The sequence below is a fragment of the Nocardia sp. NPDC059195 genome, assembly GCF_042754695.1.
Classification (GTDB): domain Bacteria; phylum Actinomycetota; class Actinomycetes; order Mycobacteriales; family Mycobacteriaceae; genus Nocardia.
This window is the reverse complement of the sequence record NZ_JBHZBG010000003.1, coordinates 287343-310199: the sequence shown is the minus strand read 5'-3', so window position 1 is coordinate 310199 and position 22857 is coordinate 287343. Positions and strand designations below refer to the sequence as shown.

The window sequence follows — 22857 nt, the reverse complement described above, 5'->3', positions numbered from 1 at the left end:
GCGGCTGCGTGGCCTGAGTAACATTTTCGATCACCCAGCGATCTTCCAGACAACATCGATTCAGGAGGTTCTCAATGCTTTCTGCGAAAAGGCTTGCTGCAAGTGCCGTTGTTGTTACCGCCAGTGCTGCCGCAACGCTCGTCGGTGTCGGCGGTGTAGCCCAGGCCGACGTTCCGGTGTGGCAGGCCAACTGCCACGTGTACAACATCTTCAACACCGGCGGGATGGCCAATTGCGAGCTGCCGACCTGGCATCAAGTGAAGCTCACTTGCGTGGCGTGGCCCGTCCCGTTCGTCTACTGGAAGTACGGCCCTGCGCAGTACGGGCAGAACCAGTCTTGGGCCAGCTGCGACTCGCTCAACGCAATGGTGGGGATCGAGGTTATCCAGGCGTAGCCAGCCCTGACAACCGCACGGTATGCGGCATCGTGGGATCGGCCGGCGGAGAGGCTGGCGGAATGGTTCTCGGCAGGTCGGCTATCGCCGCCGGACCGCCGACCTCTCCGGGATCAGGGCGAGTGCAGCCTATCCAGGGCGGTAGCGAGTTCGGGGCTGGTTCGCACCTCGGGCAGGCGCGCTTGGAGGGCGACGCCGAAACCTGCCATGCGGATCGTGTTGTCGATGAAGTCGTCCAGGTCTTCGGGCCATGGCAGGTGCGGTTGGGTGATGAGCAGTGAGACGCAGCCGTGCGCAGCCGACCAGAGATGCAGCGCCAGTGTTCCTGGATCGCCGTGCATCAGGCCGGTGGCGACACAGGTGGTGATCGCGTCGGTCATCAACCGGAAACAGGTTGTCGCGGCAGGATTTTCGGAACTGGACGTGCGCATCAGCAGGACCCGGTACTGCACAGGGTGCTCGAGTGCGAACTTGACGTAGGCGCGACCGAACCGCCCCAGCGAATGGAAGGGGTCCGCTACCTGGCAGCGGTGGAACAAATCTTCCAGTTGACCCCAGACCCGGATGCAGACCGCTTCGAGCAGGGCTTCCCGGTCGGTGAAATGTAGATAGACCGACGGAGTGGAAACTCCGGCGGCCGAGGCGACGGCGCGCACCGTGAGCGCGTCCTCGGTACCGGCGGTTTCGAGCAACTGCTCGGCGGCCGCCAGGATCTCTTCCCGCAGCCGCCCGCCCTGTCCCGGATTGGCTCGCACCCTTCTGTCCGTCACCTCATCACATTGACATTGTCAACCTGACGGTGTCAACCTGACTGTATGCAGACCTTCGCCGACGCCACGGCGGTAATCCCCAGTAGCGACGCTTTCGCAGCAGACCTCGACCCGCAATGGGCCGTGGGCGACAAGCTGCACGGCGGCTACCTCCTGGCTGTGCTGGCCCGCGCGGCCGCTGCTCGTTCCGATCACCCGCACCTGACCACGATCAGCGCCACGTTCCTGGCGCCCCCGTCGCCTGGTGCGGCGACGGTGACCGTCGAAGTCCTGCGCGCCGGCCGCGCCTCGACGCAGCTGCGTGCGCGGCTGGAGCAGAACGGCCGATCCTGCACCGAAGCCCTGATCACACTCGGCTTGCTCGAGGATTCCGACCCGTGGTGGACGACCTCGACAGCCCCGGCCATCCCGGCCGAACACGACTGCTTCCATTCCCCCTCGAACCCGCCGGGCGCCCCATTTCCCGTGCCGCTGCTCGAGGTCGTCGAGCATCGCCTCGACCCCTCGACCCTGGGCTTCGTCGTCGGCAAGCCGTCCATGGACGGTCGTATCGCCGCCTGGCTACGCCTGGCGGATGGCTCCGACTGGGATTCCTTCTCCCTGCTGATCGCCTTGGACCCGATACCCCCGGCTTCCCTGACCTTGGGCATGCCCGGCTGGGCGCCCACCATCAGCTTCACCGCCTATCTGCGCCGCCGCCCCGCCCCGGGCCCCCTCCACGTCACCATGCAGGCCACCGACGTCACCGCAGGTCGAATGCACGAGACAGCCGAAACCTGGGACAGCAAAGGCAATCTCGTCGCCCGCGCCACCCAACTCGCCGCTGTCCGCATGCCTGCTGAACGCGCACGGTAGTCGCGTGTGAGTCCGCTCGGTAACGCAATACCAGCATACCCAGGGGAGGTGTACAGGCGGCTGCCCGCCGACCTGGTCGACGACACCGGATCGAGGTTGGCCGGCCTTGTTATACGTCGACAAGGTCATCGCTATCATTCATGACAAGGTCAGCATTCAGTCGGAACTAGACCGACGTGGCCGAGTTGACTCGCGGATCGGAAAGAGCGGCGTCGGATCATGGCGGAGGACCTGACCGTGACTCGGGTGCTGGTGATACCCGCGTCCGAGTTGCGCGAGCGGTTCTCACGGTCGTCCGGTCCGGGAGGACAGCACGTCAACACCACCGACAGCCGGGTAGAGCTGTCGTTCGACCTCGCGAACTCGCCCTCGGTGCCGGAGTGGCTGCGCACCCGGATGCTCGACCGGCTGGCCACCCGACTGGTCAACGGGGTACTCACGATCGCCGCATCGGAGCAACGCGCACAGCTGCAGAACCGCGCGGCCGCCCGCGAACGCCTGGTCTCGTTACTGCGTGACGCCGCTGCCGCCCCGCCACCTGTTCGCCGCGCCACCAAACCCTCGCGCGGAGCGAAGGAACGTCGCATCTCCGCGAAGAAGCGGCGCGGCGTCACCAAACGCAACCGCCGCGCCTCCCCGGACGATTAGTGCCACCCTGCTCTCGAACTCATCCGTCGAGGAAGCGCAGCAGTTCTGAGGTGACGAACTGCGGGTTCTCCTCGACGAGCCAGTGTCCTGCGTTCGGTACGTCCACTGCCTGCACGATATTGGTCATCCGTGGGGCCGCGGTCGCCCGGACCGGGTCGAGCTGCCCCTGGGCGGTCATCAACAGCGTGGGCACCTGTGTCGGTGCTGCTGCCACGGCATCGCGGACGTCCTGGTCGAGAGCGCGGTAGAGCTCGAAGCCGCCTGCCAGCGTTTCGGGTCGGCGGTAGGTCCGTGCGTACTCGTCGATCTCGGCGTCGGTGAACGGGGATCGGTCCGACGTGCCACCGAAGGCAGATCCGCCGAAGGAGACCTGCGGATAGAACAGCGCCAGGTACTCGCGGACATCGTCGCCGACCACTGCCTCGGGGACCCGCCGCTGGGAGTGGAAGGCGATATGCCAGCTCATCGAACGGTAGGTGGGCGCATCGATCCCCGGCCCGGGTAGCGGCAGATCGAGGTAGCCGAGGCGTGCGGTGTCGGCGGGGAACTGGGTGGCGTATTGGAAGGCCACCGCGGCGCCGAAATCGTGCCCGACGATGCGGGCGTCACGCACCCCGAGCCGATCGGCGATCAGGGTGTGCACGTAGCGGGCCAGGGTGGCTTTGTCGTAGCCACTCGGTGAGCCGGTGCTGTCACCCAGTCCGGGAAGGTCGATGGCGTAGACGGTGTGTTTCTCTGCGAGGTCTGGCATGATCGGCCACCAGCCGAACCAGGTCTGTGGCCAACCGTGTATCAGCACCAGTGGCGTGCCGCTGCCACCGGTCACGTAGTGCATCCGGACCCCGTCGATATCGGCGAACTCGTGCCGGAAAGTATTGTCGAACTCCGGGTCATTGTGGGTGGCAACGGCGTACGGGGGAACGTCGGCGGGGGTCGGCGTGGTGCACGCTGCGGTGCCGACCGTGAGCAGGAGAGCTAGCGTAACGGTCGCCATCGCGCGTACGGATCGGCGGAAGCGGCGCGGCGACGGCCGGGTTGCGGTGATCATGTGTTCCTGTCCTGGGAAGTCAGCGCCCGGTGGCGCCGTCGATCAATTCGCGGAGAATGTCGGCGTGGCCCGCGTGGCGGCCGGTCTCCTCGATCATGTGGACGAGTGCCCAGCGGACGCTGGGAGTGGGACGCGTCGACTGCGGCACGGGTCCGCCGAGATCGGTGCACCCATCGAGAACTTCGTTCGCGCGCTCGACCGTCTCGCGGTAGCGGGCGACGACATCGGCCACGCTGTCAGCCGGTGCGGCTCGGAATGTCGCCTGCCAGTCGGTCACGTCGGCCCCGAGGAATATCGAGTGTTCGACGAACGTCAGGTGATTCAGCAGTCCGAGCAGGTTCGTGCCCGACGGCACCGCCGCTGTTCGCACCTGCGGTTCGGGGGCGCCGTCGACCTTCGCGGCAATCGAGGCCCGCAGGTAGTCGAGAAATGCGCGCAGAGTCGCGGTTTCGCTGCTCCCGGTCCGGGGCGGCGGGGCATCGCGGCGCCGGTTGGTGGTGGGCACGGCGGTCTCCTTCGTCGGTGGCGGATCAGACAGTGCGGCGGATCAGCAGGACGTGGTCGGTGACCTCGGCGGTGCGGCCATCCGGTCCCGTCGCGATCCGGCGGGGTGCGTCGGCCCGCTCGACGAGCCACGTCGCCGGATCTAGATCGATACCCGCCGCGACTTCCCGCGGGCTCGGGTAGCGGAGGTCGGGGTCCTGATTCCACGACCATGGCGCAGTCGAGCCGTGGTCGACGACCAGCAGTCGCCCGCCCGGGCACAGCGCGTGCGCGGCCGCGCGCAGGACGGTGGCCCGGTCCAGGCCGAAGGGGGTGTGTAGGTAGTGGGCCGAGATCAGGTCGAATCGGCCCTGCGGGAAGGACTTCCGCAGATCATGCTGCTCGGTAGTGACGCGGCTACCCAGGCCGTGTGAGCTGGTGAGGTCGGTGAGCCGCGCGAGCGCCACGGCCGAGATGTCGACGGCGGTGACGTGCCAACCCCGGTCGGCGAGCCAGAGCGTGTCGCCGCCGTCGCCACATCCGAGATCCAACGCGTCCGCGGGTGAGAGATCCGAAACCACCTCGGTGAGAAGGTCGTTCGGCTGAGGGTCGGTTGCTGGCGAACGGGCGGCGTAGACGCCGTTCCAGAAGGTGACCGCATCGGTAGCGCTCATCAAGACTCCTTTGATCGGGACACTCTCAGTGTTTCCGGACCCAGCACGATCTGGCACGCAATCTTGCTGTTCCGGCAAGATGAACTCATGGATACGGAAGACGTGCTCGACATGGTCGGCCCGCGGCTGCGTGCGCTGCGTCGCGACCGCGGCATCACCCTCGCTGACTTGTCGGCGCGGACGGGGGTATCGGAGAGCACCTTGTCTCGACTGGAGAGCGGGCAGCGCCGGGCGACCCTGGAGTTGCTGCTGCCCCTCGCGCGCACCTACGACGTTCCGCTGGACGATCTCGTCGGTGCCCCGCGCACCGGCGACCCTCGAATCCACCTGAAGCCGATCCGGCGGTTCGGGCTGATCTTCGTGCCGCTGTCGCGGCGGCCGGGTGGGGTGCAGGCGTTCAAGATGATCATTCCCGCGGTGCCCGAACCGCTCGAACCGACACCGCAGACACATGACGGTTTCGAATGGCTGTACGTGCTCAACGGTCGCCTGCGGCTGGTGCTCGGCGAGCGCGAACTGACATTGTCGGCGGGTGAGGCCGCCGAGTTCGACACATCCTTGCCGCACTGGCTCGGCAGCGCCGACGGCGGTGCGGTCGAACTACTGATCCTGTTCGGCGTGCAAGGGATGCGTGCGCACGTGCGCGCCGACGCAACTGGGTCATCGCACGGCGAGGGCCATTGATGCGTGACCATCTGTTCGCCACCGAACGCTCATCTGCGACCGGGCCCGGCGACGCGTGGTGCACCGGCGATTTCGGGAGGTCCGGAGGTGAAGTGGTCAACGCCGGGTGACGAGCTTCGCACTGCGGAGCAGCCACACCGCCGGGACCAGGCAGCACAGCAGCGCGAAGAGGCTCGCTTCTGGACCGAATGTCCCCCCGGTAAGCACCTCCGGTCCGGAAAGGACGGTGCGCAGCAGGCCGGGTTCGCCGTCAGCGCCGGATACCGCAGTGCCGAACACGCCGGACTCCGTGAAGTTCCAGGCGAAATGCAGGCCGATCGGCAACCACAGCGACCGAGTGGCGGTGTAGGCGATGGCCAGCAGCGCGCCACCTTCGACCGCGATGGCCAGGGTGCCCCATAGCGTGGCGTTGCTGTTGACCAAGTGTGTCAGACCGAAGATCAGTGACGAGACCGCGATCGCGACGATGCTGCCGGTCCGTTCCTCCAGGATGCGGTGCACCACGCCACGGAACAGCAGTTCCTCGGTGACCGCCACTGAGGCCATCGAGCCGGCCACGCCCAGGCAGGCCCCGAATGAGCCACTGGTGACGTCGGCGTCGGTGAACAGGACCGCAAGCAGCATCGTCGCGAGGAAAGCCCCGGCGCCGATGAGCGCACCGTGCCCGAGCCCGCTCCACCGCCCCGCGGCGGCCAGTTCCGTGACCTCCACCCGGTTCTCGACACGGCGGGAGAGCCACGTATAGGCGAAGACCGCCCCGGCGGCCGCGCCGATCCCGAGGGAGAACCGCAACACAGGCACACCCGAAACGAGCGCGTCCACCCCCCGGGCGGCGATCAGCAACACGACCGTCCCGACGAGCAGAACCGGCACCCGGAACCGCTGCAGCGGCGTTTTCCGCTCGGTAAGGATCGCCATCAAATGTCCTCTCGCCGTTTGTGCAGTCCGGCGAGATTACGAACGCGTCGCGCCGCGCCACATCACTCCGTGGGAGAGTTCCTCAGTAGTACTCGAGAGTGAGACCGTACTGTCCGCCCGCACTCGCTGCTCGCCCGGATGGGCGTAGGGCATCTTGCCGACCAGTACGTTGCTCGGTGAATACCAAGCCGCGACAGCTGCACGGTCATCGGAACTATCGGATGTGTTCTGAGCCGCGACGGCTCGGCCCGCCGACACCCACAACGGTGGGTTTCGGATCTGACGTCGCCGCTGCCGTAAGTCGGCGGCCCAGGGCGCGCACGGCGTCGGTGAGGGCATCGGGGTGTTCGATGATGAACGGGCGGTCGAGGCCGGCGAGGACGGGGGGAATCCAGTCGAGTTGTTCGGCTCGGATCAGGACCCGGACCCACGGGGCGGTGTCGGGGGGTGTGGAGATCTCGTGCACCGTCGCGATCGTCGCGGGGAGGAGCGAGCGGACTTGCGTGAGGGTGCCCTGGACTCGGATCGATGCCTCGTGCTGATAGCCCGCGGTGGCAAGTGCGGACAGCAGATGGGCGGTCGGCTCGAATTCGATGGGGGGAGCGAAGGTTTCGGAGAGAATGGTCACCTCGGTGATCCGGTCCAGCCGGAACTGGCGTAGGTCGGCACTGTTGCTGTCCAACCCTGTCAGGTACCAGCGGCCGGAGTGGGCGACGAGCCCGTACGGGTGCACGGTCCGCGCACTGCGTTGTCCGTTCCGGTCGGTGTAGCCGATCGCGACCGGTCGGTGCTCGCGGGTGGCCTCCGCGATCGTCAGGAGGACAGCGGTCTCGACAGCGACTGCTGGGCGGGGGTCGGTGGTGAATTCGGCGGTGTTCATCAGTGCGTCCAGCCGGGCGGTCAGACGCTGAGGCAGCACGCGGCGGAGTTTGGCCGTAGCACTGTCGGCGGCGTGGGCGGCCGTTGTCGACCGGCTGGTGAGGAGTCCGAGCAACACGGCCACCGCCTCGTCGTCGGTCAGCATCAGCGGCGGCATCCGGTACCCGGGAGCGAGCCGGTAGCCCCCGTAGCGGCCACGGACCGATCGGATCGGGATATCCAGGTCGGTGAGATGGGTGACGTAACGCCGGACGGTGCGTTCATCGACACCGAGCCGTCGGGCGAGTTCGCCGACGGTGTGGGTGCCGCCGGCCTGCAACAGCTCGAGCATGGCCAGCACTCGGGTGGTGGGGCGCGTCATCGGGAAATTCTCGCATCGATACCGGGCGGGAACTGTCCGGTATCAGCTCTACCGTGGCGTGCGGCGGTGGAAACCTCCGCCCCATCCGACAGCAGGAGCGCGCAATGAACCTCGTCTCGATCCGCCTGATCACCGACGACATCGAACAACTGGTCGGCTTCTATCAGCGCGTGACCGGCATCGAAGCCAGGTGGGCTACACCGGATTTCGCCGAGATCGTCACCCCGGTCGGCACGCTCGCGATCGGCAGCGTCCGTACCGTGGCGCTGTTCGGAGCGGGCAGCGCGCGCCCGGCGGACAACCACACCGCGATCATCGAGTTCATGGTCCCCGACGTCGACGCCGACTACCGGAGGTTGCGCGACGCTGTCGACGATTTCGTCAACGAGCCGACGACGATGCCGTGGGGCAACCGGTCGCTGCTGCTTCGCGACCCCGATGGGAACCTGATCAACCTCTTCACCCCGATCGCCACGTAGGCCGTGCACGCGAACCCATTCGGCAGCGTTGCCCGCGCGAGATTCGCCGACCGGTGCATCGGAGCGACGAGCCCGAGGGAGAGCATCTTGCTATGCTATCGCACGGTCTCCGACCAGCTGTAGAGACAAAGATGTCGGCGCCTGCCCGGTGCGGCGCCGACATCATCCGCTCCTGGTGTCAGTCCGCCCACGTCGTGGGTGAACGCGGCGGCAACACTGGTGCGCAGCTGGATCAGCTGGACACCTCCGAAGCCGCCGAAGCGGGGGCGTCCGGGGTCGTCTGGGGGCGTGGCACGGTGAAGGTAGCCAGGACCGAGCCGATGGCGATGGCGAAGCAAGCCGCTGTGTACCAGAGGTTTCCGATGGGGTCGCCGTTGCTCGTCTGACCGTCGACGGCGTCGAAGAAGGCGGGCAGTGACGCGATCCAGAGGACGGCGAAGACAGCGAGGTAGAGGGCGCTGAATCGTTGCACGAACGGGTCTATGTACTGCGGATCTGCCGCGGATCCTCGGCGGAGCTCGGACCATTGGCGAACCATCACGACCCCGGCGACCACCGCGAGGACGGCCAGTTCGAGTGCGTAGACGATGCCGCGGACGGTGGTGTTGCTCATGCCGATGACGGTCGCGGGGAGCGGGAGCAGGAAGGTGCCGACCGAGGCGAGCAGGCCGATGACGACTGTGCGCCAGGTCAATTCGATACCGGAGAAGGCTCTGCCGTCATCGACGTGGCGGCCGACGAAATACTGCACGCAGAAGGCCAGCGACATCGGCCACAATGCCGCGAAGACGACGACGCTGCCCATCGGGACCGAATCGAACATCGGCTGGTTGATCGGGTTGTCCACCGACCATTCCCACCACCGCAGCTGCGGTCCGAGGTGATCGAAGATCTCGTAGAACGCGTGGTGCACGAAACCCACGCAGGTGGCGCCGATCAGAACGCCGTATCGACGGAAGATACCGAGCATCCGGACGATGCCGAACGCCATTGTCGCCATCAGTGGATAGATCGCGATGATGTAGATGGGCAGTCGGCCCCAGAGGAAGTCGACAGTGAACACGTTGTGCGCGAACATCGTGTCGACGTGGTCCTCGATGCCGAACGCGGCCGGGAAGTACAGCGGCGGTTCGATGACGAACAGGTAGGCGGTGGCGCCGAACCACAGGACCAGGTTGGTGGGGTCGCCGTGGCGGCGCAGGCGCACGATCGCGTACCAGAGCGCGAGAATCGCGCCGATGACGATGGTGAGTTCGAGGACCGGCAGGGTCCAGTTCTCCAGGGCGAACGGGCTGCGGAACTCGACGAGTCCGCCTGCTTCCTCGCAGGAGAAGCCGAGCTCGGTGGCGAGCTCGGCGAAGGTGTTCGAGCAATGGTCGGACATCAGGGTTACCTTCTACGAGCTGACGGAATCGGCGGTGTACCAACGGGTTACGTCGTAGCCCTCGTCGTAGCGGCGGAACCAATCGCCGGCGAGCGCGGGGAGCTGCTCGTGCTCCGGATTGTGCCGCGGCATCTGACTGCGGATGATGCCGCCCAGTGCGACGAGCTGTTCGCGCAGCCCGAGATCGTCGAACGCGCGCGGCATCGTCCCGTTGTCGGCCGGCTGCAGGAACGGCAGCCACCGGCGCAGCGTCTGGCCCCTGCGGTAGTTGGCGAACATCGACAGCGCGTCGACTTCCCGATCCTCCAGCGGCACATGCTCGTTGAAGCCCGCGCACGCCACCCGGATCACCTGCAGCACGTGCCGGAAGATCGACGCCGCCACCCGCATCCGGTACAGCTCACTGTCGACCACCGAATTGAAGATGATCAGCGCCGAGCTGCGATGCTCGACTTCCTCGACGAAATGCCAGATGAACAGGGAGGCGACGCGATCGTCGCCGGGGGCGAACAGATTCTTGTCGTTGTCGAGCATCAGCTTGAACACCGGCGTGAACGTCGCCTCGAGGTCGGCGGTGTAGGCGAGGCGGTACTTCACCGAGGTCTCGGCGGTGAGCTTGTCGAACTCGCCGATCACCGCGTCCAGGGTCTGTTGCAGACCAGGGTAGCGGCGGATCAGCGCCTTCACGTGCTGGCGGTGGGCGGTGGAATGCTGACCCTCCTGACGCATGAACGCGTCGGCCTCCGAGGCCACCTCGGGGTCGGTGATCTGCGGTTTCGCCTGCGTGATCAGCTGCACGATCATCTTCTCGAAGCCGATCGCCAGGAACGAGACGGCATTGGCCATCGACGAGAACGCCGGGTTCTGCGGGTTCCACAGGAAGGGCACGTCGTAGTCGGAGAACGCGAAATCCATTTTGCGGACGTGAAGTTCGGTCACGGTGGGGCTACCTCGTTGTCGGCCACGGTTGATTAAAAGCAATCATACGATTAAGCCGTCGAGTGTATGATCACTTTCGAGGAATTCGCCCTGACCTGGGGTTGTGCTAGCGTCCACCTGGTGGCGCGTAGACGTGGGTGGGGCGGCAGTCCGCCGGGTGACGATGCGGAGGCGACGCGCCGGATCATCGCTGCCGCAGTCGAACTCATCGGCCGGACCGGTGCGGAGATCAGCATCGCCGACGTGGCGGAATCGCTCGGCGTCATCCGTCAGACGGTCTATCGGTATTTCCCCAGCGCCGACGCGCTCATGACCGCCTCGGCTATCGCCTCGGTCGACGATTTCCTCGATCGACTCACCCGTCAGGTCAGCGGCCTCGGCGACCCTGTCGAAGCGATGACAGAGGCCGTCGTCTTCACCCTCACCGACGTCCGCCGCACACCCCACCTGGGCATTCTGCTGTCGAGCTCGTATTCCAACGCCCACCCGGCGGACATGACCTCCGACGAGGCTCAAGCCTTCGGTATGACGATGATCCGCCGCTTCGACGTCGACTGGACCGCCCACGGCTACGACGACCCCGCCCTGCGCGAACTCGTCGAATACGTGCTTCGCACGATGCAGTCGTTCTTCCTGTCGCCGGGCAACCCGGCACGCTCCGATGACGAATTGCGTCGTTACCTGCACCGATGGATGGGATCCGCGATCGGCGCGCAGCAGAAGGGCTGAACGCCGAGCGTGCCCGCCCGGAATTCCGGCCGGGTCCTCGGCGGTGGAATCGGCCGCGCCCGTTGACATCGCGCGTTCGACGAGTTCGAAGAAGTGATCGAGCACGGCGACGAAACGCGCTTGGTCAGGTGAGTGACTGTGCACTCACTCTCAGTCAATGCGGATGGCGGAGTTCGTCGAGTGCGGTATCGACGTCCGGGCCGGTCAGTTTGTGCCGATTGCTCCGCATGACCAGGCGCAATGGTCGCGGGCAGTCCTGGACGGTGGAGTAGCGATCGGTCGCCACGATGCGTGCCGGTGCGGCGAGGCGGTCGCGGACCCGGGTCATGAGTTGATAGCGGCTCAGTGTTTCCGCGCCCGCGATGTGCACGACGCCCGATTCGTCCGCGAGCTGCTCGAGCGCCGGCGCCAGGCTGGGTAGATACAGCGGATTGCAGACGATATCGGTGCGCGCCTGGATCTCGGGTGCGGCGAAGCGGGCCAGGAATTTATTCGACAGTGGGCTGCGCCCATAGACGAGCGGAAGGCGGACAACCAGGTGGCGGTCGTGTTCGAGGACCAGGTCCTCGGCGGCGACCTTGGTCTCGCCGTAGACGTTGATCGGTGTGCGCGTTGCGCTTTCGTCGTAGTTCTCGGCCGTGCCGTCGAAGACATTGTCGGTCGACAGGTAGATGAGTTTCGCGCCCGTGCTCGCGATGGCATCGAGAAGTGGCACCATCGGTGCGACGTTCGCCGCGTAGGCCGCGGCGCGATCACGTTGCGCGGCACCGAGATCCACGACACCGGCGGTATGGACCACCAGGTCGAACCCCTGCCCGACGAGTGCCCGCACCGCGCCGGTGTCGGCGAGATCCACCGGGACGAGCCCATGCCCGCCCCGGCTGGTCCCGACGACCTCGTGGTTCTCGGCGAACTGCGCGTGCAGTGCGCTGCCGACGAAACCGGAGGCGCCGAGGATCAGGATCCGCATCGTGTCAGCGCGCCTGCCACTTCGGCTTGCGCTTCTGCGCGAAAGCGATGGCGCCTTCTCGCATATCGTCGGTCGCCGCGACTGCCATGATCTCGCGGTTGGTCTGGTCCCAGGCGGCGTCATCGGCGAGCTTGCCGTCGATCATGCCCAGTGCCACCCGCTTGCTCGCCTGCACCGCCAGCGGTGCGTTCTCGGCGACCCGGCCGGCCAGTGCCAGCGCCGCATCGAGAACCTCGGCGGCGGGAACGACCCGGTTGATCAGGCCGAGTTCCAGCGCGCGGGCCGCGGTGATCGGCTCGCCGGTGAGGATCATCTCCATCGCGACCTTGCGTGGCAGCTGCTCGGGCAGGCGGAACGCGCCACCGGCCGCGGCGAACAGGCCGCGGGCGACCTCGGGCAAGCCGAACGTGGCGGTCTCGGCGGCGACGGCGAGATCGCTGGCCAGGACGAGTTCGGTGCCACCGCCGAGCGCGAAACCGTTCACCGCCGCGATGGTCGGCTTGCTGATCGGGTGCCGGACGTACCCGGCCAGGTTCCAATCCTCATGTCCCGGGGCGAGAATCGACTCACCGCGACTGAGCGCCTTCAGATCCGCGCCCGCGCAGAACGCCCGCTCGCCTGCTCCGGTGAGTACCACCGCGCGGATCTGCGGGTCGGCCTCGGCTCGCTCGAGCGCCTCGCCGACCCCCGCGCTCACTTCGGCGTTGACCGAGTTCATGGCCTCGGGCCGATTCAGCACGATGACGAGCACATGCTCGCGTTGCTCGACGAGAACTGCGCTCACGAGTGACTCCTTCAGTTGGTGTCTGCCTGCATGACAAACCTCTTCGATCTGTATCACGTCGGATGATCTTGAATACCCGAATCGGGAATTCGTGTCCGTCACCGGCGCGCACACCCCAGTCGTCGTAGGCTGCCGAACACTCGCGAAAAGAAATTTCGGCCGGGTGTCGATCCGCAGGGGTGCCCGTTCGACCTAGGGATGAACACAGGGCCCGGCAGACGGGTCCACACCGATCCGAGGAGACGAAATCATGAAGTACATGCTGATCATGCGCGCTACCGACGAAGCCTGGGCCGCGGCCGCCGATATCGACTTCAACGAGATGCTCGAGACCATGGGCAAGTTCAACGACGAGTTGATCAGCGCCGGGGTGCTGGTCGCCGCCGAGGGGCTCGACGACGCGGCCCAGAGCGTCGTCGTCGACTACTCGTCGGAGACTCCGGTCGTCACCGACGGGCCCTACGGGGAGACGAAGGAACTGTTCGGCGGGTTCTACATTCTCAACGTGGCCTCCAAGGAGGAGGCGATCGAGTGGGCCAAGCGCATGCCGGTCGTCGTACCGGGCACCAAGACCGAGATCCGGCGGGTCCCGAGCATCGATGAATTCCCGCAGGACAATGTCTGGGTCGTGAAGGAGCGCGCGTGGCGTGAGGCCACCGGCCAGATCTGAATCACGATGAGCGACCACACCGGCCGCGAGGCCGTCGCCGCCGTGTGGCGGATCGAATCGGCCCGCATCGTCGGTGCGCTCGCGCGCTACACCCGCGACTTCGCGATGGCCGAGGACCTCGCCCAGGAGGCCCTGGCCGAGGCGCTGGTGACGTGGCCGCGCGAAGGCGTGCCACGTCAGCCGGCCGGGTGGTTGCTCACCGTCGGCAGGCGCAGGGCGATCGACGCGTTCCGGCGCCGCGCCGCCCTCGATGACCGCTACACCGCCCTCGCCGCCGACCTCGGCGAGGGCGATGCGCTCACCGGCGGCGACCCCGTGCGGGCGGCGCAGGACGTGCTGTGGGATCCCGATCAGATCGACGACGACGTGCTCGCGCTGATGTTCATCTCGTGTCACCCGGTGCTGTCGCGGGAGGCACGGTTGGCCTTGACGCTGCGCGTCGTCGGCGGTCTGACCAGCGACGAGATCGCCAAGGCGTGCCTGGTGCCCACCGCGACCGTGCAGGCCAGGATCACCAGGGCGAAGAAGACGCTCGGCGCGGCCGAGGTCGCTTTCGAGGTGCCGCCAGCCACCGAGCGCCGGGCTCGGCTGGGATCGGTGCTCGGCGTCATCTACCTGATCTTCACCGAGGGATCGTCGGCCAGCACCGGCGGTGACCTCATCCGCTTCGATCTCGCCGGGGAAGCGCAGCGGCTTGCCCGCGTGTTGTCGCGGCTGATGCCCGCCGAACCCGAGGTCTACGGCCTGCTCGCGCTGCTGGAGCTGACCGCGGCGCGGTTTCCCGCCCGTACCGGTCCCGACGGTGCGCCGGTGTTGCTCGAACAGCAGGATCGCCGCCGCTGGGACCGCTCGGCGATCCGGCGTGGCCGTGCCGCGCTGGTGAAAGCCGGCGAAGTCGGGCGCGGACTCGGCGCCTACGGTTTGCAGGCCGCGATCGCCGAATGCCATGCGGTCGCGCCCTCGGTCGAGCGGACCGATTGGGAACGGGTGGTGGTGCTGTACGAGGCGCTGGGCAGGCTCGCGCCCTCGCCGGTGGTCGACCTCAATCGTGCGGTGGCGGTGTCGATGGCGAACGGGCCCGCCGCGGCCTTGCCGATCGTCGACGAGATCGCCGCATCCGGCGCCCTGTCCGCCTCGCACCTGCTGCCCAGCGTGCGCGGCGAACTGCTCACCCGGCTCGGCCGCACCACCGAAGCTCGCGAAGAGCTCACCGACGCCATCCGCCGGTGCGGCAACGAACGCGAAAAAGCCGTCCTCGCAAACAAACTCGCTGCCCTCGCCTGACGGATCGTCGCCGGGATCGGCGTTCGGCCACCAGCGGCACAGGGAAAGCCGGTATCCCGTGGTCCGCGCTCGACCGCGGTCTCGGCAGGCACTGGCGAGTCGGCCGGTTCGATAACGGTGGCGGATATACCCTGTGACGCAGGACCATATTCACAGTTCAGAGGCTATAAAGGCCGGTCTTCGCGCGCTCGTAACGTTTGCTCACACAGAGGCGGGGTATTCGTGAAAGGCGACGACGAGAGGTGTTGTGGATGTCAAGGGAGTCAAAGGAATCGAAGTCGGTGCTGCACCGGGCTATCGGTGCTTCGGCGATCGGTAATGCGGTCGAATGGTTCGACTACGGTGTCTATGCCTACTTGGCGACATATATCGCGAAGTCGTTGTTCCCCGGCGACGGCGAGTCCGGAATGGTTTACACGCTGCTCGGGTTCGCCGTATCGTTCCTGATCAGGCCGGTGGGTGGCATGATCTGGGGTCCGCTGGGCGACCGCATCGGGCGAAAGCGTGTGCTCGCCACCACGATTATTCTGATGGCCGGATCGACGCTCGCCGTCGGCCTTATCCCGAGCTTCGAGATGATCGGCATCGGCGCCCCGATTCTGCTGTACCTGTTGCGCATGATCCAGGGACTTTCCGCCGGTGGCGAATACGGTGGTGCCGCGACATTCATGGCCGAATACGCGCCCGATCGCAAGCGCGGATTCTATGGCAGTTTCCTCGAGGTCGGTACGCTCGCCGGTTTCACCCTCGGTAATCTGGTCGCCCTGCTGCTGGTGAATGTGCTCGACGACGCGTCGATGAATTCGTGGGGCTGGCGCATCCCGTTCATGATCGCCGGTCCGCTCGGCCTGATCGGCATGTACCTGCGCAGCCGGGTGGAGGACACGCCGGTGTTCCGCGAGGTCGAGCGCAAGGACGAGACCGAGGAAGTCTCCGGCGTCTACCGCGATCTGGTGACGAAGTACCTGCGTCCGGTGCTGACCCTGTTCGGCCTGGTGATCGCACTGAACGTCGTCAACTACTCGTTGCTCAGCTACACCCCGACCTACCTCGGTTCTACCCTCGGCATGGAGGAATCCGATGCGTTGCTCGTGCCGTTGATCGGCCAGGTCGCGATGCTGTGCACCTTGCCGTTCCTGGGTGCACTGTCCGACCGGATCGGGCGCAAACCCATGTGGATGTTCTCGTGCGCGGCGATGATGATCGCGGTGATCCCGGTCTACCACCTGATCGGTTCCTCGCTCGCCGGCGCGATCGCGGGCTTCGCGATCCTCGGGCTGCTCTACGCACCACAGTTGGCGACGATCTCGGCCACGTTCCCCGCGATGTTCCCCACGATCGTGCGTTTCGCCGGTGTGGCGATCGGCTACAACGTCGCCACCTCGATGTTCGGTGGTACCGCGCCGGTGATCAACGAGGCGATCATCAGCGCGACCGGCAACAACATGATTCCGGCGTACTACATGTTCGGCGCGTGCGCGGTCGGCCTGATCGCGTCGTTCTTCCTCATCGAGACCAAGGGTGTCTCGCTGCGCGGCACCCAGGTGCCGGGCACTCCCGAGGCGATCGAGGAACAGCGTGACCTGGGCGAGCCCGAAGAGGTCGTCGCGGTGAAGTGAACCGCACACGGAGGGCGCGGCGTCGAGACGGCGCCGCGCCCTCGGTGTGTCCGGGACTAGCTCTGCGCGGCCGCGCGGAACACGGCGAGAGCTTCCTCGCCGAGGTGCGGTCCGCTGATCTCGACCGGGACGTTCGAGCTCGCGACAACCTCGGCGCAGGTGAGCTCGAAGCTGGTCCCAGGGGGCAGGATCGGCCCGAATTCGGCTGCGGCCGCGGCGAAGACGATGCGGCCGACCCCCGCCCACACCATCGCGGCGGCGCACATCGGGCACGGTTCGCCGCTGGCGTACACGGTGGCGCCACGCAGGTGCGCGGCGCGGCCCGCCGCGGTCGCGAGGGTGATCGCGACCAGTTCGGCGTGGGTGGTGACGTCGCCGGTGGTGTTCACCGCGTTGACGCCCTCGGCCAGAACAGCACCGTCGTCGGCGACCGCGACCGCGCCGAAAGGCCGGTCGCCGAGCGCGGCGGCGTGCCCGGCGAGGTCGATGGCGCGGCGCAGGTGGGTGATGTCGATATCGGTCAGCTCGCTCATGAGGTGAGATCCACTTCCGTTCCGATGCCGTTGGCGCGGGCCTTGTCGATGAGCAGGCGGGCGGCGGCCAGGTCCTGCAGGCCGATGCCCACCGAGTTGAACAGGGTGATGTCGCGATCGCCGCGACGGCCGGGGGCCCGGCCCGCGATCACCTCGCCCAGCTCGGTGCCCACCGCGTCCTGGGTGATCGCGCCTTCGGCGATGGCCACCAGGGTGTCCCCGGACTTGGTGAGCGTGGTGCCGATCGAGTCTACGACGACCATGGACCGGCGCATGGCTTCGCCGTCCACCTCGCGGTGATCCGCACGCGGCGGCGCACCGACGGCATTGATGTGCAGGCCGTCACCGAACCAGGCGCCGCGGACGATCGGTTCACGTGACGGAGTGAGGGTGCACAGCACGTCGGCGGCGCGGGTGACAGCCTCCGGGCTGTCGAGGGCGCGCACCTCGAGTCCGAGATCGGCTATCGCACTGCGGAATCGGTCGACCGTGGCCGCGGTGCGCGACCAGACCAGCACGGTCTCGAGTTCACGCACTGTCGCGATCGCACGGGTGTGCTCGACGGCCAGATTGCCCGCGCCGATCACGCCGAGAACTGAACTGTCTTGTCGCGAAAGGTATTTCGTCGCCACGGCGCTGGCGGCGGCGGTGCGTACGGCAGTGACGAGGCGTCCGTCGATCAGCGCCTCGCACGCACCGTCGGCCGCCGAGGTCACCACGATCACCGACCGCTGGACCGGCAGTCCACGCTCGCGGTTGGCGGGCAGGTCGGCGAGCAGTTTCACGGCGGCCGCTCCGGCGGATTCGGCGGCGGCGACCATCGGCACGAAGGCCGCGCCGCCCAGCGCCATCGCCGGTGGGGCGGGCACGAACGCGGTGCCGAGCGCGAGGTCGGCGTGCGCGCGCTCGACGGCGGTGAGCACCTCGCCGCGATCGAGTACGGCGGTCACATCGGAGTGCGACAGGATCAGAGTCAACGGTGGCTCCTACGAAAGTAGTGGCAGGTCAAGAAGTTCGGGCGAAGGCGACGGTGAGGTCGCGCGGCGAGCGGCTGTTGCCGACCAGGCCGCTGACGGCGACGATCGCGATCAGGTAGGGCAGCATCACCAGCAGCGCGAACGGCACATCGACACCGAGTGCGGGCAACGCGAACTGCAGTGCCTGGGCGATGCCGAAGAACACCGATGCCCAGATCACCCCGAGCGCGCGCCAGCGGCCCGCGATCACCGCGACCACGGCGAGATAGCCGATGCCGCCGGTCATGTTGTCGCTGAACGAATGCACTTCCGAGAGCGCGAGTTGCGCACCGCCGAGGCCCGCGGCGAACGCGGCCAGCAGCACGCAGCCGTAGCGGACGGTCCGCACGGACAGACCGGTGCGGTCGGCGGCGACGGCGTCCTCGCCGATCGCGTCGATCACCAGGCCCAGCTTGGTGCGGCGGGAGAAGACGAACGCCAGGACGGCGACGACCGCGATGCACACATAGCCGAGTGCGGTCTGCCCGAACAGGGCAGGTCCGATGACCGGGATGCGGTGCAGCAGAGGGATTTGCAGCGGGTCGAAGCCCGGCACGCTGTGTCCTTTGCCGTCGGCGAGCAGGAGCCGCGCACCATAGGTGGTGGCGCCGAGCGCCAGCGCGTTACTGGCGATGCCGACGACGATCTGGTCGGCGCGCAAGCCGATACTCCAGATCGCTTGCAGCGCACCGAAGAGCAGCGCGGCGATCACCGCGGTGGCGGCACCGAGGACCGGCGAACCGGTGGTGACGGCGCCGAGCACACCCGCGAACGCGCCGGTCAGCATCATCGCTTCGAGGCTCAGATTGAGCACGCCCGCGCGCTCGCTCACCAACTCGCCGCTCGCGGCCACCAGGATGGGCAGGGTGAAACCGATTCCGCTGGTGGCGATGTCGGTGACCGTGTCGAGGCTCATCGCGGCGCTCCTGCCAGATCGGTGGTGTCCACGGAGGGAACCGGTTGTGGTGCAGCGGGTTCGGACTTGCGGACGCTTCTGGTCCAGATGGCGGCGCCTGCGATGAACACGATCATCAGCGACTCCACGACGGCGATGGTCGAGGCGGGCACGTTGGCCGCCAGTTGCAGGTTGATCCCGCCGGAAACGAGGAAGCCGAGCAACAGCGAGACGGCGACGACCGCCGACAACGAGCCGCGAGCGAGCAGGCCGACGACAAGCCCGGAGAAGCCGTAGCCGGAGGAGAATCCTTCGGCGAGCACGAAAGGCGCTGTCGCCACCAGCAATCCGCCCGCCACACCGGCGAACGCGCCCGCGCTCGACAGGCTCAGGAAACGCAACCGCTGGACGGGGAGCCCGAGCCGCGCGGCCGCGTCGGGATTGAGCCCGACCGCGCGCAGGCGGGTGCCGAGTGCGGTGTGGCGCACCAGGATCGCGGTACCGAGTGCCGCGATCACCGCGATCCACAAGGCGATGGTCGCGGGGGAGCGTTCGATGCCGAGCAACGGTAGATGCGCTGCCTCGGTGAGCTGCTCGGATTGGGGGAGCGTCTCCGAGGAGGTCACCGGCTGACGCAGCAGCGCTGGCTCGTGCACGACGAGCAGCACCAGTGCCAAGCCGACGAAGTTGAGCAGCAGCGTGGTGATGATCTCGCTGGTACCGCGTCGGACCCGTAGATACGCCGCGATCGCGGCCCACAGCCAGCCCGCGGCCGCGGCGCCGATCAGGACGGCGGGCAGGGTGATCGCCGTCGGTGCGCCGGTCAGTGTGGTGCCGATCGCGGTGGCCGCGATGCCGCCGGCGCAGATCTGGCCCTCGCCACCGACATTGACCAGCCCGGCGCGGTGCGCGATGGTGAAACCGACCGCGACCAGCATCAGGGTGGCCGCGACATTGAGCGAGGCGCCGATGGCGTAGTCGCTGCCGAACATCCCCTCCCACAGCGCGGTCATCGTCGCGCCCGGCGCGGCGCCGGCCACGGCGGCCAGGATCAGACCGATCACGCCTGCGGCGACCATGGCCGCGGCGGCGACGACGATCGGCTGATGCGCCCACTGCCGCAGGTCGATCCGGCCGAGTCCGGCCGTGATGGCCGGTCGCCGCGCGGGGCGGTTCTCGTTCGCCGCGGTCATGCCGATACTCCCATCATCATTTCGCTGATCTGTTGTGCCGCCGCTGGGTCGGAGGTTTCCACCGGTCCCGCGAGTGCACCGCGATAGGCGACGAACACGCGGTCACACAGGGCGAGCAGCTCGGGCACTTCGCTCGAAACCACCAGCACGCCGCAGCCGTCGGCAGCCGCGCGGCGCAGCTGAGTCAGCACGAAATCGACGGCGCCGATATCCAATCCGCGCGTCGGCTGGGCGGCGACGAGGCAGCGCAGGTTCGCGGCGGACAGTTCGCGGGCCAGCACCATCTTCTGCTGGTTGCCGCCCGAGAGCGAGCCCATCCGCACCCACGGTCCCGCCGCTCGCACATCGAACCTGTCGAGTTCGGTCTGTGCCGCGCGGCCGATGGCCCGTTTGTCGAGCAGGCCGAAACGCCGGAATCGGCCGAGTCGGCCGAGGAAGAGGTTCTCGGCGATGGTCATGTCGGCGACCATCGCGTCGCGATGGCGGTCCTCCGGGACGACACCGAGTCCGAGTTCGGTGCGGGTGGCGGGGCGCGCGGCGGTGATGTCGGTGCCGTCGAGGGTGACGGTGCCGCCGGACGCGGGAGTGCTGCCCGCCAGGACCGCGACGAGTTCGCTCTGGCCGTTGCCCTCCACGCCGGCGATGCCGACGATCTCACCGGGGCGCACCAGCAGGCGCACTTCATCGAGTGCGGTACTGCCGTCGGCACGTCGCGCGCTGAGTCCGTCGACCGCGAGCACGGGCGTCGACTCGAGTGAACTCGGCTCTCTCGCTGCCGGTTTCGGTGCCGACGACGCAGCGTCGATACCCAGGGTGGCGGCGACCGTGGGGTCGAGGTCGGCAGCGGTGCGCCCCACCATGGCGGTGAGCAGCCCGGCGATGCTGGTGTTCGACATCCGCCCACCACCGGCGACCGTGCCGCGCCGCAGCACCGTCGCGGCGTCGGCGACCCGGGCCACCTCGCCCAGTTTGTGCGTCACCAGGACCACCGCTTTGCCGTCGGCGGCGATGGCGCGGCAGGTGTCGATCAACGCGTCGATCTCGGCCGGATCGAGCACTCCCGTCGGTTCGTCGAGCAGGATCAGGGCCGGATCGCGCAGCAACGCCTTGACGATCTCGACCTTCTGCCGTGCGCCGACCGGCATCGTCGCGACCTGCTGGTCGAGATCGATCCGCAGGCGGTAGCGCTGCGCGATCTCGTCGAGCCGGTCGGTCAGGTCCTTGCGACGCATCCGGAGTCCGTGCTGGGTGAGCAGCAGGTTCTCCGCGACGGTCATGGTGGTGACCAGGCTGAAGTGCTGGTGCACCATGGCGACCCCGGAGGCCATCGCGGCGGCGGGGGAGTCGGGCCGGAAAGTTTTGTCGCCCAGTCGCATTCGGCCGGAGTCGGGGCGGTAGCCGCCGAACACGAGATTGCACAGCGTCGACTTGCCCGCGCCGTTCTCGCCGAGAATGCAATGGACAGTGCCGGATTCGACGGTGACGTCCACATCGTGCAGTGCCTGCACGTCACCGAAGCGCTTACCGACCCCCTGCAGGGTCAATGCGGGAGTGCTCATGGTGCTCAGTACGGCTTGACGGCGCCGGTGGACAGGGCCGTTTTCGCCTTCGCGAGTGCGTCTACGACCCCGGAATCCTTGCTGCACAACACGAAATCGGTGCCGTCGTTGGGCGAGGTGAGCCCGAATCGCACGTTCTCGGCCTTCCACGAGTTGTCGAGCGCGGCGTTCACCGCGAACTCGACCTCGGCGCCGATATCGGTGTGCACGTAGCCCAGGTACACGGGGTTGGTGCAGTCACCGGGGATCGGGCCGCCGACCATCGTGGCACCGGACTGGGCCGCGGCCTGCTCCATGCCCGCCTTGCCCAGGTTCACGATCTGGCCGAGCGTGCCCGCGCCCGCGCCGTAGTCGGCCAGTGCGGCCTGCTTGGCCTTGGCGGGGTCGTTGAAGTCGCCGACATACTGCGGGGTGAGGACCTTGACGTCCGGTTCGGCGAAGCGGGCGCCGTTGCTGAAAGCGTTGGCGGCGTTGACGATCGCGGGCAGCTCGACACCGCCGACGAAGGCCACCGCACCGGACTTGGAGCCCGCCGCCGACACCGCGCCGCTGAGGAATTCGGCTTCGGCCTGCTGCGGGTCGTAGTAGGCGAGATTGGCCAGGGGCTTCGCGTCGGCCGGGCCGCCGATCTCGACGAACTTCACGTTCGGGAACTGTGGCGCCACCTTGCGCACGTCGGCGTCGGTCTGGCCGCCGAGCGAGATCACCAGGTCGTTGGTGGAGGCGAAGCGGACCAGCGCCTGCTGGTAGTCGCTGGCCGCGACCTGCTCGACCTTGCTGAGTTCCACCTTGTCGCCCAGCGTGTCGGCGATGCGCTGGTACCCGAGATACCCCGACTGCATGAAGCCGGTGTCCGAGAGCGAGCCGGGGAAGAACACACCGACCTTCAGCTTGCCCCCCGATGCCGAGGTGTCGGCGGAACCGCAGGCCGACAGGAGGGCAGCGGCGGCAAGGGCGGCCGAGCCGAAGGCGATCGCGCGCCGAGTGGACTTGTGCACGGGGTACTCCTTGTTCGAACGAACCGCTCACTTAGCGGTATACCGTTAAGTGTCAGCCTGGGGCTCGTAGATGACAGGCGGATTACGGAA

The 22857-nt window shown here is 67.4% G+C and carries 25 protein-coding genes; 9 read left to right on the top strand and 16 right to left on the bottom strand.

The features are described 5' to 3' along the window. Positions 1 to 74 precede the first annotated feature (74 nt). The gene (locus tag ACFXKN_RS06235; protein WP_378950396.1) at positions 75 to 395 is read left to right on the top strand and encodes a hypothetical protein; all 321 of its coding nucleotides are present in this window, start codon (positions 75 to 77) and stop codon (positions 393 to 395) included. Positions 396 to 508: 113 nt separating this feature from the next. Here ACFXKN_RS06235 and ACFXKN_RS06230 read toward each other — a convergent pair whose 3' ends face one another. Beyond that, positions 509 to 1165: a TetR/AcrR family transcriptional regulator gene (locus ACFXKN_RS06230; protein ID WP_379432546.1), complete on the bottom strand. Its 657-nt coding sequence runs from the start codon at positions 1163 to 1165 to the stop codon at positions 509 to 511. Positions 1166 to 1210: 45 nt separating this feature from the next. On the opposite strand from ACFXKN_RS06230, the gene ACFXKN_RS06225 reads away from it, so the two are divergent. Next, entirely contained in the window at positions 1211 to 2020 is an 810-nt protein-coding gene (locus tag ACFXKN_RS06225) for a thioesterase family protein (RefSeq protein WP_379432545.1), read from the top strand. Between the two features lie 219 nt (positions 2021 to 2239). Further along, complete coding sequence (gene arfB, locus ACFXKN_RS06220) at positions 2240 to 2668, top strand: alternative ribosome rescue aminoacyl-tRNA hydrolase ArfB (RefSeq protein WP_379432544.1); 429 nt, start codon at positions 2240 to 2242, stop codon at positions 2666 to 2668. A gap of 19 nt (positions 2669 to 2687) precedes the next feature. Here arfB and ACFXKN_RS06215 read toward each other — a convergent pair whose 3' ends face one another. The 3 genes from ACFXKN_RS06215 to ACFXKN_RS06205 are packed head-to-tail and all read right to left on the bottom strand — an operon-like array spanning position 2688 to position 4873. After that, a complete protein-coding gene (locus ACFXKN_RS06215) occupies positions 2688 to 3716 on the bottom strand; it encodes an alpha/beta fold hydrolase (RefSeq protein ID WP_379432543.1) in 1029 nt (342 codons plus the stop codon). 19 nt (positions 3717 to 3735) lie between these two features. Then, complete coding sequence (locus ACFXKN_RS06210; protein WP_379432542.1) at positions 3736 to 4221, bottom strand: DinB family protein; 486 nt, start codon at positions 4219 to 4221, stop codon at positions 3736 to 3738. A gap of 25 nt (positions 4222 to 4246) precedes the next feature. After that, complete coding sequence (locus ACFXKN_RS06205; protein ID WP_379432541.1) at positions 4247 to 4873, bottom strand: class I SAM-dependent methyltransferase; 627 nt, start codon at positions 4871 to 4873, stop codon at positions 4247 to 4249. Positions 4874 to 4960: 87 nt separating this feature from the next. Between ACFXKN_RS06205 and ACFXKN_RS06200 the strand changes: the two genes are divergently transcribed. Continuing rightward, positions 4961 to 5557 carry a helix-turn-helix domain-containing protein gene (locus ACFXKN_RS06200; protein ID WP_378950370.1) on the top strand — a complete coding sequence of 199 codons (597 nt, stop codon included), beginning with the start codon at positions 4961 to 4963 and terminating at the stop codon, positions 5555 to 5557. Between the two features lie 96 nt (positions 5558 to 5653). Here the strand turns inward: ACFXKN_RS06200 and ACFXKN_RS06195 are convergent, their stop codons facing one another. Together ACFXKN_RS06195 and ACFXKN_RS06190 are read right to left on the bottom strand one after the other, a co-directional pair. After that, the gene (locus ACFXKN_RS06195; protein WP_379432540.1) at positions 5654 to 6475 is read right to left on the bottom strand and encodes a CPBP family intramembrane glutamic endopeptidase; all 822 of its coding nucleotides are present in this window, start codon (positions 6473 to 6475) and stop codon (positions 5654 to 5656) included. A 214-nt stretch (positions 6476 to 6689) separates the two neighbouring features. Then, positions 6690 to 7715: a helix-turn-helix transcriptional regulator gene (locus ACFXKN_RS06190; protein ID WP_379432539.1), complete on the bottom strand. Its 1026-nt coding sequence runs from the start codon at positions 7713 to 7715 to the stop codon at positions 6690 to 6692. Positions 7716 to 7819: 104 nt separating this feature from the next. Between ACFXKN_RS06190 and ACFXKN_RS06185 the strand changes: the two genes are divergently transcribed. Further along, positions 7820 to 8194 carry a VOC family protein gene (locus ACFXKN_RS06185; protein WP_378950359.1) on the top strand — a complete coding sequence of 125 codons (375 nt, stop codon included), beginning with the start codon at positions 7820 to 7822 and terminating at the stop codon, positions 8192 to 8194. A gap of 232 nt (positions 8195 to 8426) precedes the next feature. Here the strand turns inward: ACFXKN_RS06185 and ACFXKN_RS06180 are convergent, their stop codons facing one another. After that, complete coding sequence (locus ACFXKN_RS06180; RefSeq protein WP_379432538.1) at positions 8427 to 9578, bottom strand: hypothetical protein; 1152 nt, start codon at positions 9576 to 9578, stop codon at positions 8427 to 8429. 12 nt (positions 9579 to 9590) lie between these two features. Continuing rightward, positions 9591 to 10517, bottom strand: coding sequence for a metal-dependent hydrolase (locus ACFXKN_RS06175; RefSeq protein ID WP_378950353.1), 927 nt, complete (start codon positions 10515 to 10517; stop codon positions 9591 to 9593). A gap of 120 nt (positions 10518 to 10637) precedes the next feature. On the opposite strand from ACFXKN_RS06175, the gene ACFXKN_RS06170 reads away from it, so the two are divergent. Next, the gene (locus ACFXKN_RS06170) at positions 10638 to 11246 is read left to right on the top strand and encodes a TetR/AcrR family transcriptional regulator (protein ID WP_378950346.1); all 609 of its coding nucleotides are present in this window, start codon (positions 10638 to 10640) and stop codon (positions 11244 to 11246) included. A 154-nt stretch (positions 11247 to 11400) separates the two neighbouring features. Here ACFXKN_RS06170 and ACFXKN_RS06165 read toward each other — a convergent pair whose 3' ends face one another. Continuing rightward, positions 11401 to 12216, bottom strand: a complete 816-nt coding sequence (locus ACFXKN_RS06165) for an SDR family oxidoreductase (RefSeq protein ID WP_378950343.1) — start codon at positions 12214 to 12216, stop codon at positions 11401 to 11403. Between the two features lie 4 nt (positions 12217 to 12220). Beyond that, positions 12221 to 13000, bottom strand: coding sequence for a crotonase/enoyl-CoA hydratase family protein (locus tag ACFXKN_RS06160; RefSeq protein WP_378950340.1), 780 nt, complete (start codon positions 12998 to 13000; stop codon positions 12221 to 12223). Between the two features lie 250 nt (positions 13001 to 13250). Here ACFXKN_RS06160 and ACFXKN_RS06155 point away from each other — a divergent pair, with 250 nt between their 5' ends. The 3 genes from ACFXKN_RS06155 to ACFXKN_RS06145 all read left to right on the top strand — a co-directional run bounded on the left by ACFXKN_RS06155 (position 13251) and on the right by ACFXKN_RS06145 (position 16573). Beyond that, positions 13251 to 13670: a YciI family protein gene (locus ACFXKN_RS06155; RefSeq protein WP_378914396.1), complete on the top strand. Its 420-nt coding sequence runs from the start codon at positions 13251 to 13253 to the stop codon at positions 13668 to 13670. Between the two features lie 6 nt (positions 13671 to 13676). After that, positions 13677 to 14954 (top strand): RNA polymerase sigma factor, encoded by a 1278-nt coding sequence (locus tag ACFXKN_RS06150; RefSeq protein WP_378950337.1) that lies wholly within the window; start codon positions 13677 to 13679, stop codon positions 14952 to 14954. Between the two features lie 251 nt (positions 14955 to 15205). Further along, positions 15206 to 16573 (top strand): MFS transporter, encoded by a 1368-nt coding sequence (locus tag ACFXKN_RS06145; protein ID WP_378950334.1) that lies wholly within the window; start codon positions 15206 to 15208, stop codon positions 16571 to 16573. A gap of 56 nt (positions 16574 to 16629) precedes the next feature. On the opposite strand, the gene ACFXKN_RS06140 is transcribed toward ACFXKN_RS06145, so the two are convergent. The 6 genes from ACFXKN_RS06140 to ACFXKN_RS06115 form a co-directional block, all read right to left on the bottom strand. Further along, positions 16630 to 17106, bottom strand: coding sequence for a nucleoside deaminase (locus ACFXKN_RS06140; protein ID WP_378950330.1), 477 nt, complete (start codon positions 17104 to 17106; stop codon positions 16630 to 16632). Next, positions 17103 to 18083, bottom strand: coding sequence for an ornithine cyclodeaminase family protein (locus ACFXKN_RS06135; protein ID WP_378950327.1), 981 nt, complete (start codon positions 18081 to 18083; stop codon positions 17103 to 17105). Before ACFXKN_RS06135 ends, ACFXKN_RS06140 begins: the two co-directional genes overlap by 4 nt. A gap of 28 nt (positions 18084 to 18111) precedes the next feature. Continuing rightward, on the bottom strand, positions 18112 to 19038 hold the full coding sequence (locus ACFXKN_RS06130) for an ABC transporter permease (RefSeq protein WP_378950324.1): 927 nt from the start codon (positions 19036 to 19038) through the stop codon (positions 18112 to 18114). Beyond that, positions 19035 to 20096: an ABC transporter permease gene (locus tag ACFXKN_RS06125; RefSeq protein ID WP_378950934.1), complete on the bottom strand. Its 1062-nt coding sequence runs from the start codon at positions 20094 to 20096 to the stop codon at positions 19035 to 19037. The genes ACFXKN_RS06130 and ACFXKN_RS06125 overlap by 4 nt, the downstream gene beginning before the upstream one ends. A gap of 110 nt (positions 20097 to 20206) precedes the next feature. Continuing rightward, positions 20207 to 21769, bottom strand: coding sequence for an ABC transporter ATP-binding protein (locus ACFXKN_RS06120; protein ID WP_379432537.1), 1563 nt, complete (start codon positions 21767 to 21769; stop codon positions 20207 to 20209). Positions 21770 to 21774: 5 nt separating this feature from the next. After that, the gene (locus tag ACFXKN_RS06115; protein WP_378950318.1) at positions 21775 to 22767 is read right to left on the bottom strand and encodes a BMP family protein; all 993 of its coding nucleotides are present in this window, start codon (positions 22765 to 22767) and stop codon (positions 21775 to 21777) included. Positions 22768 to 22857: the final 90 nt, after the last annotated feature.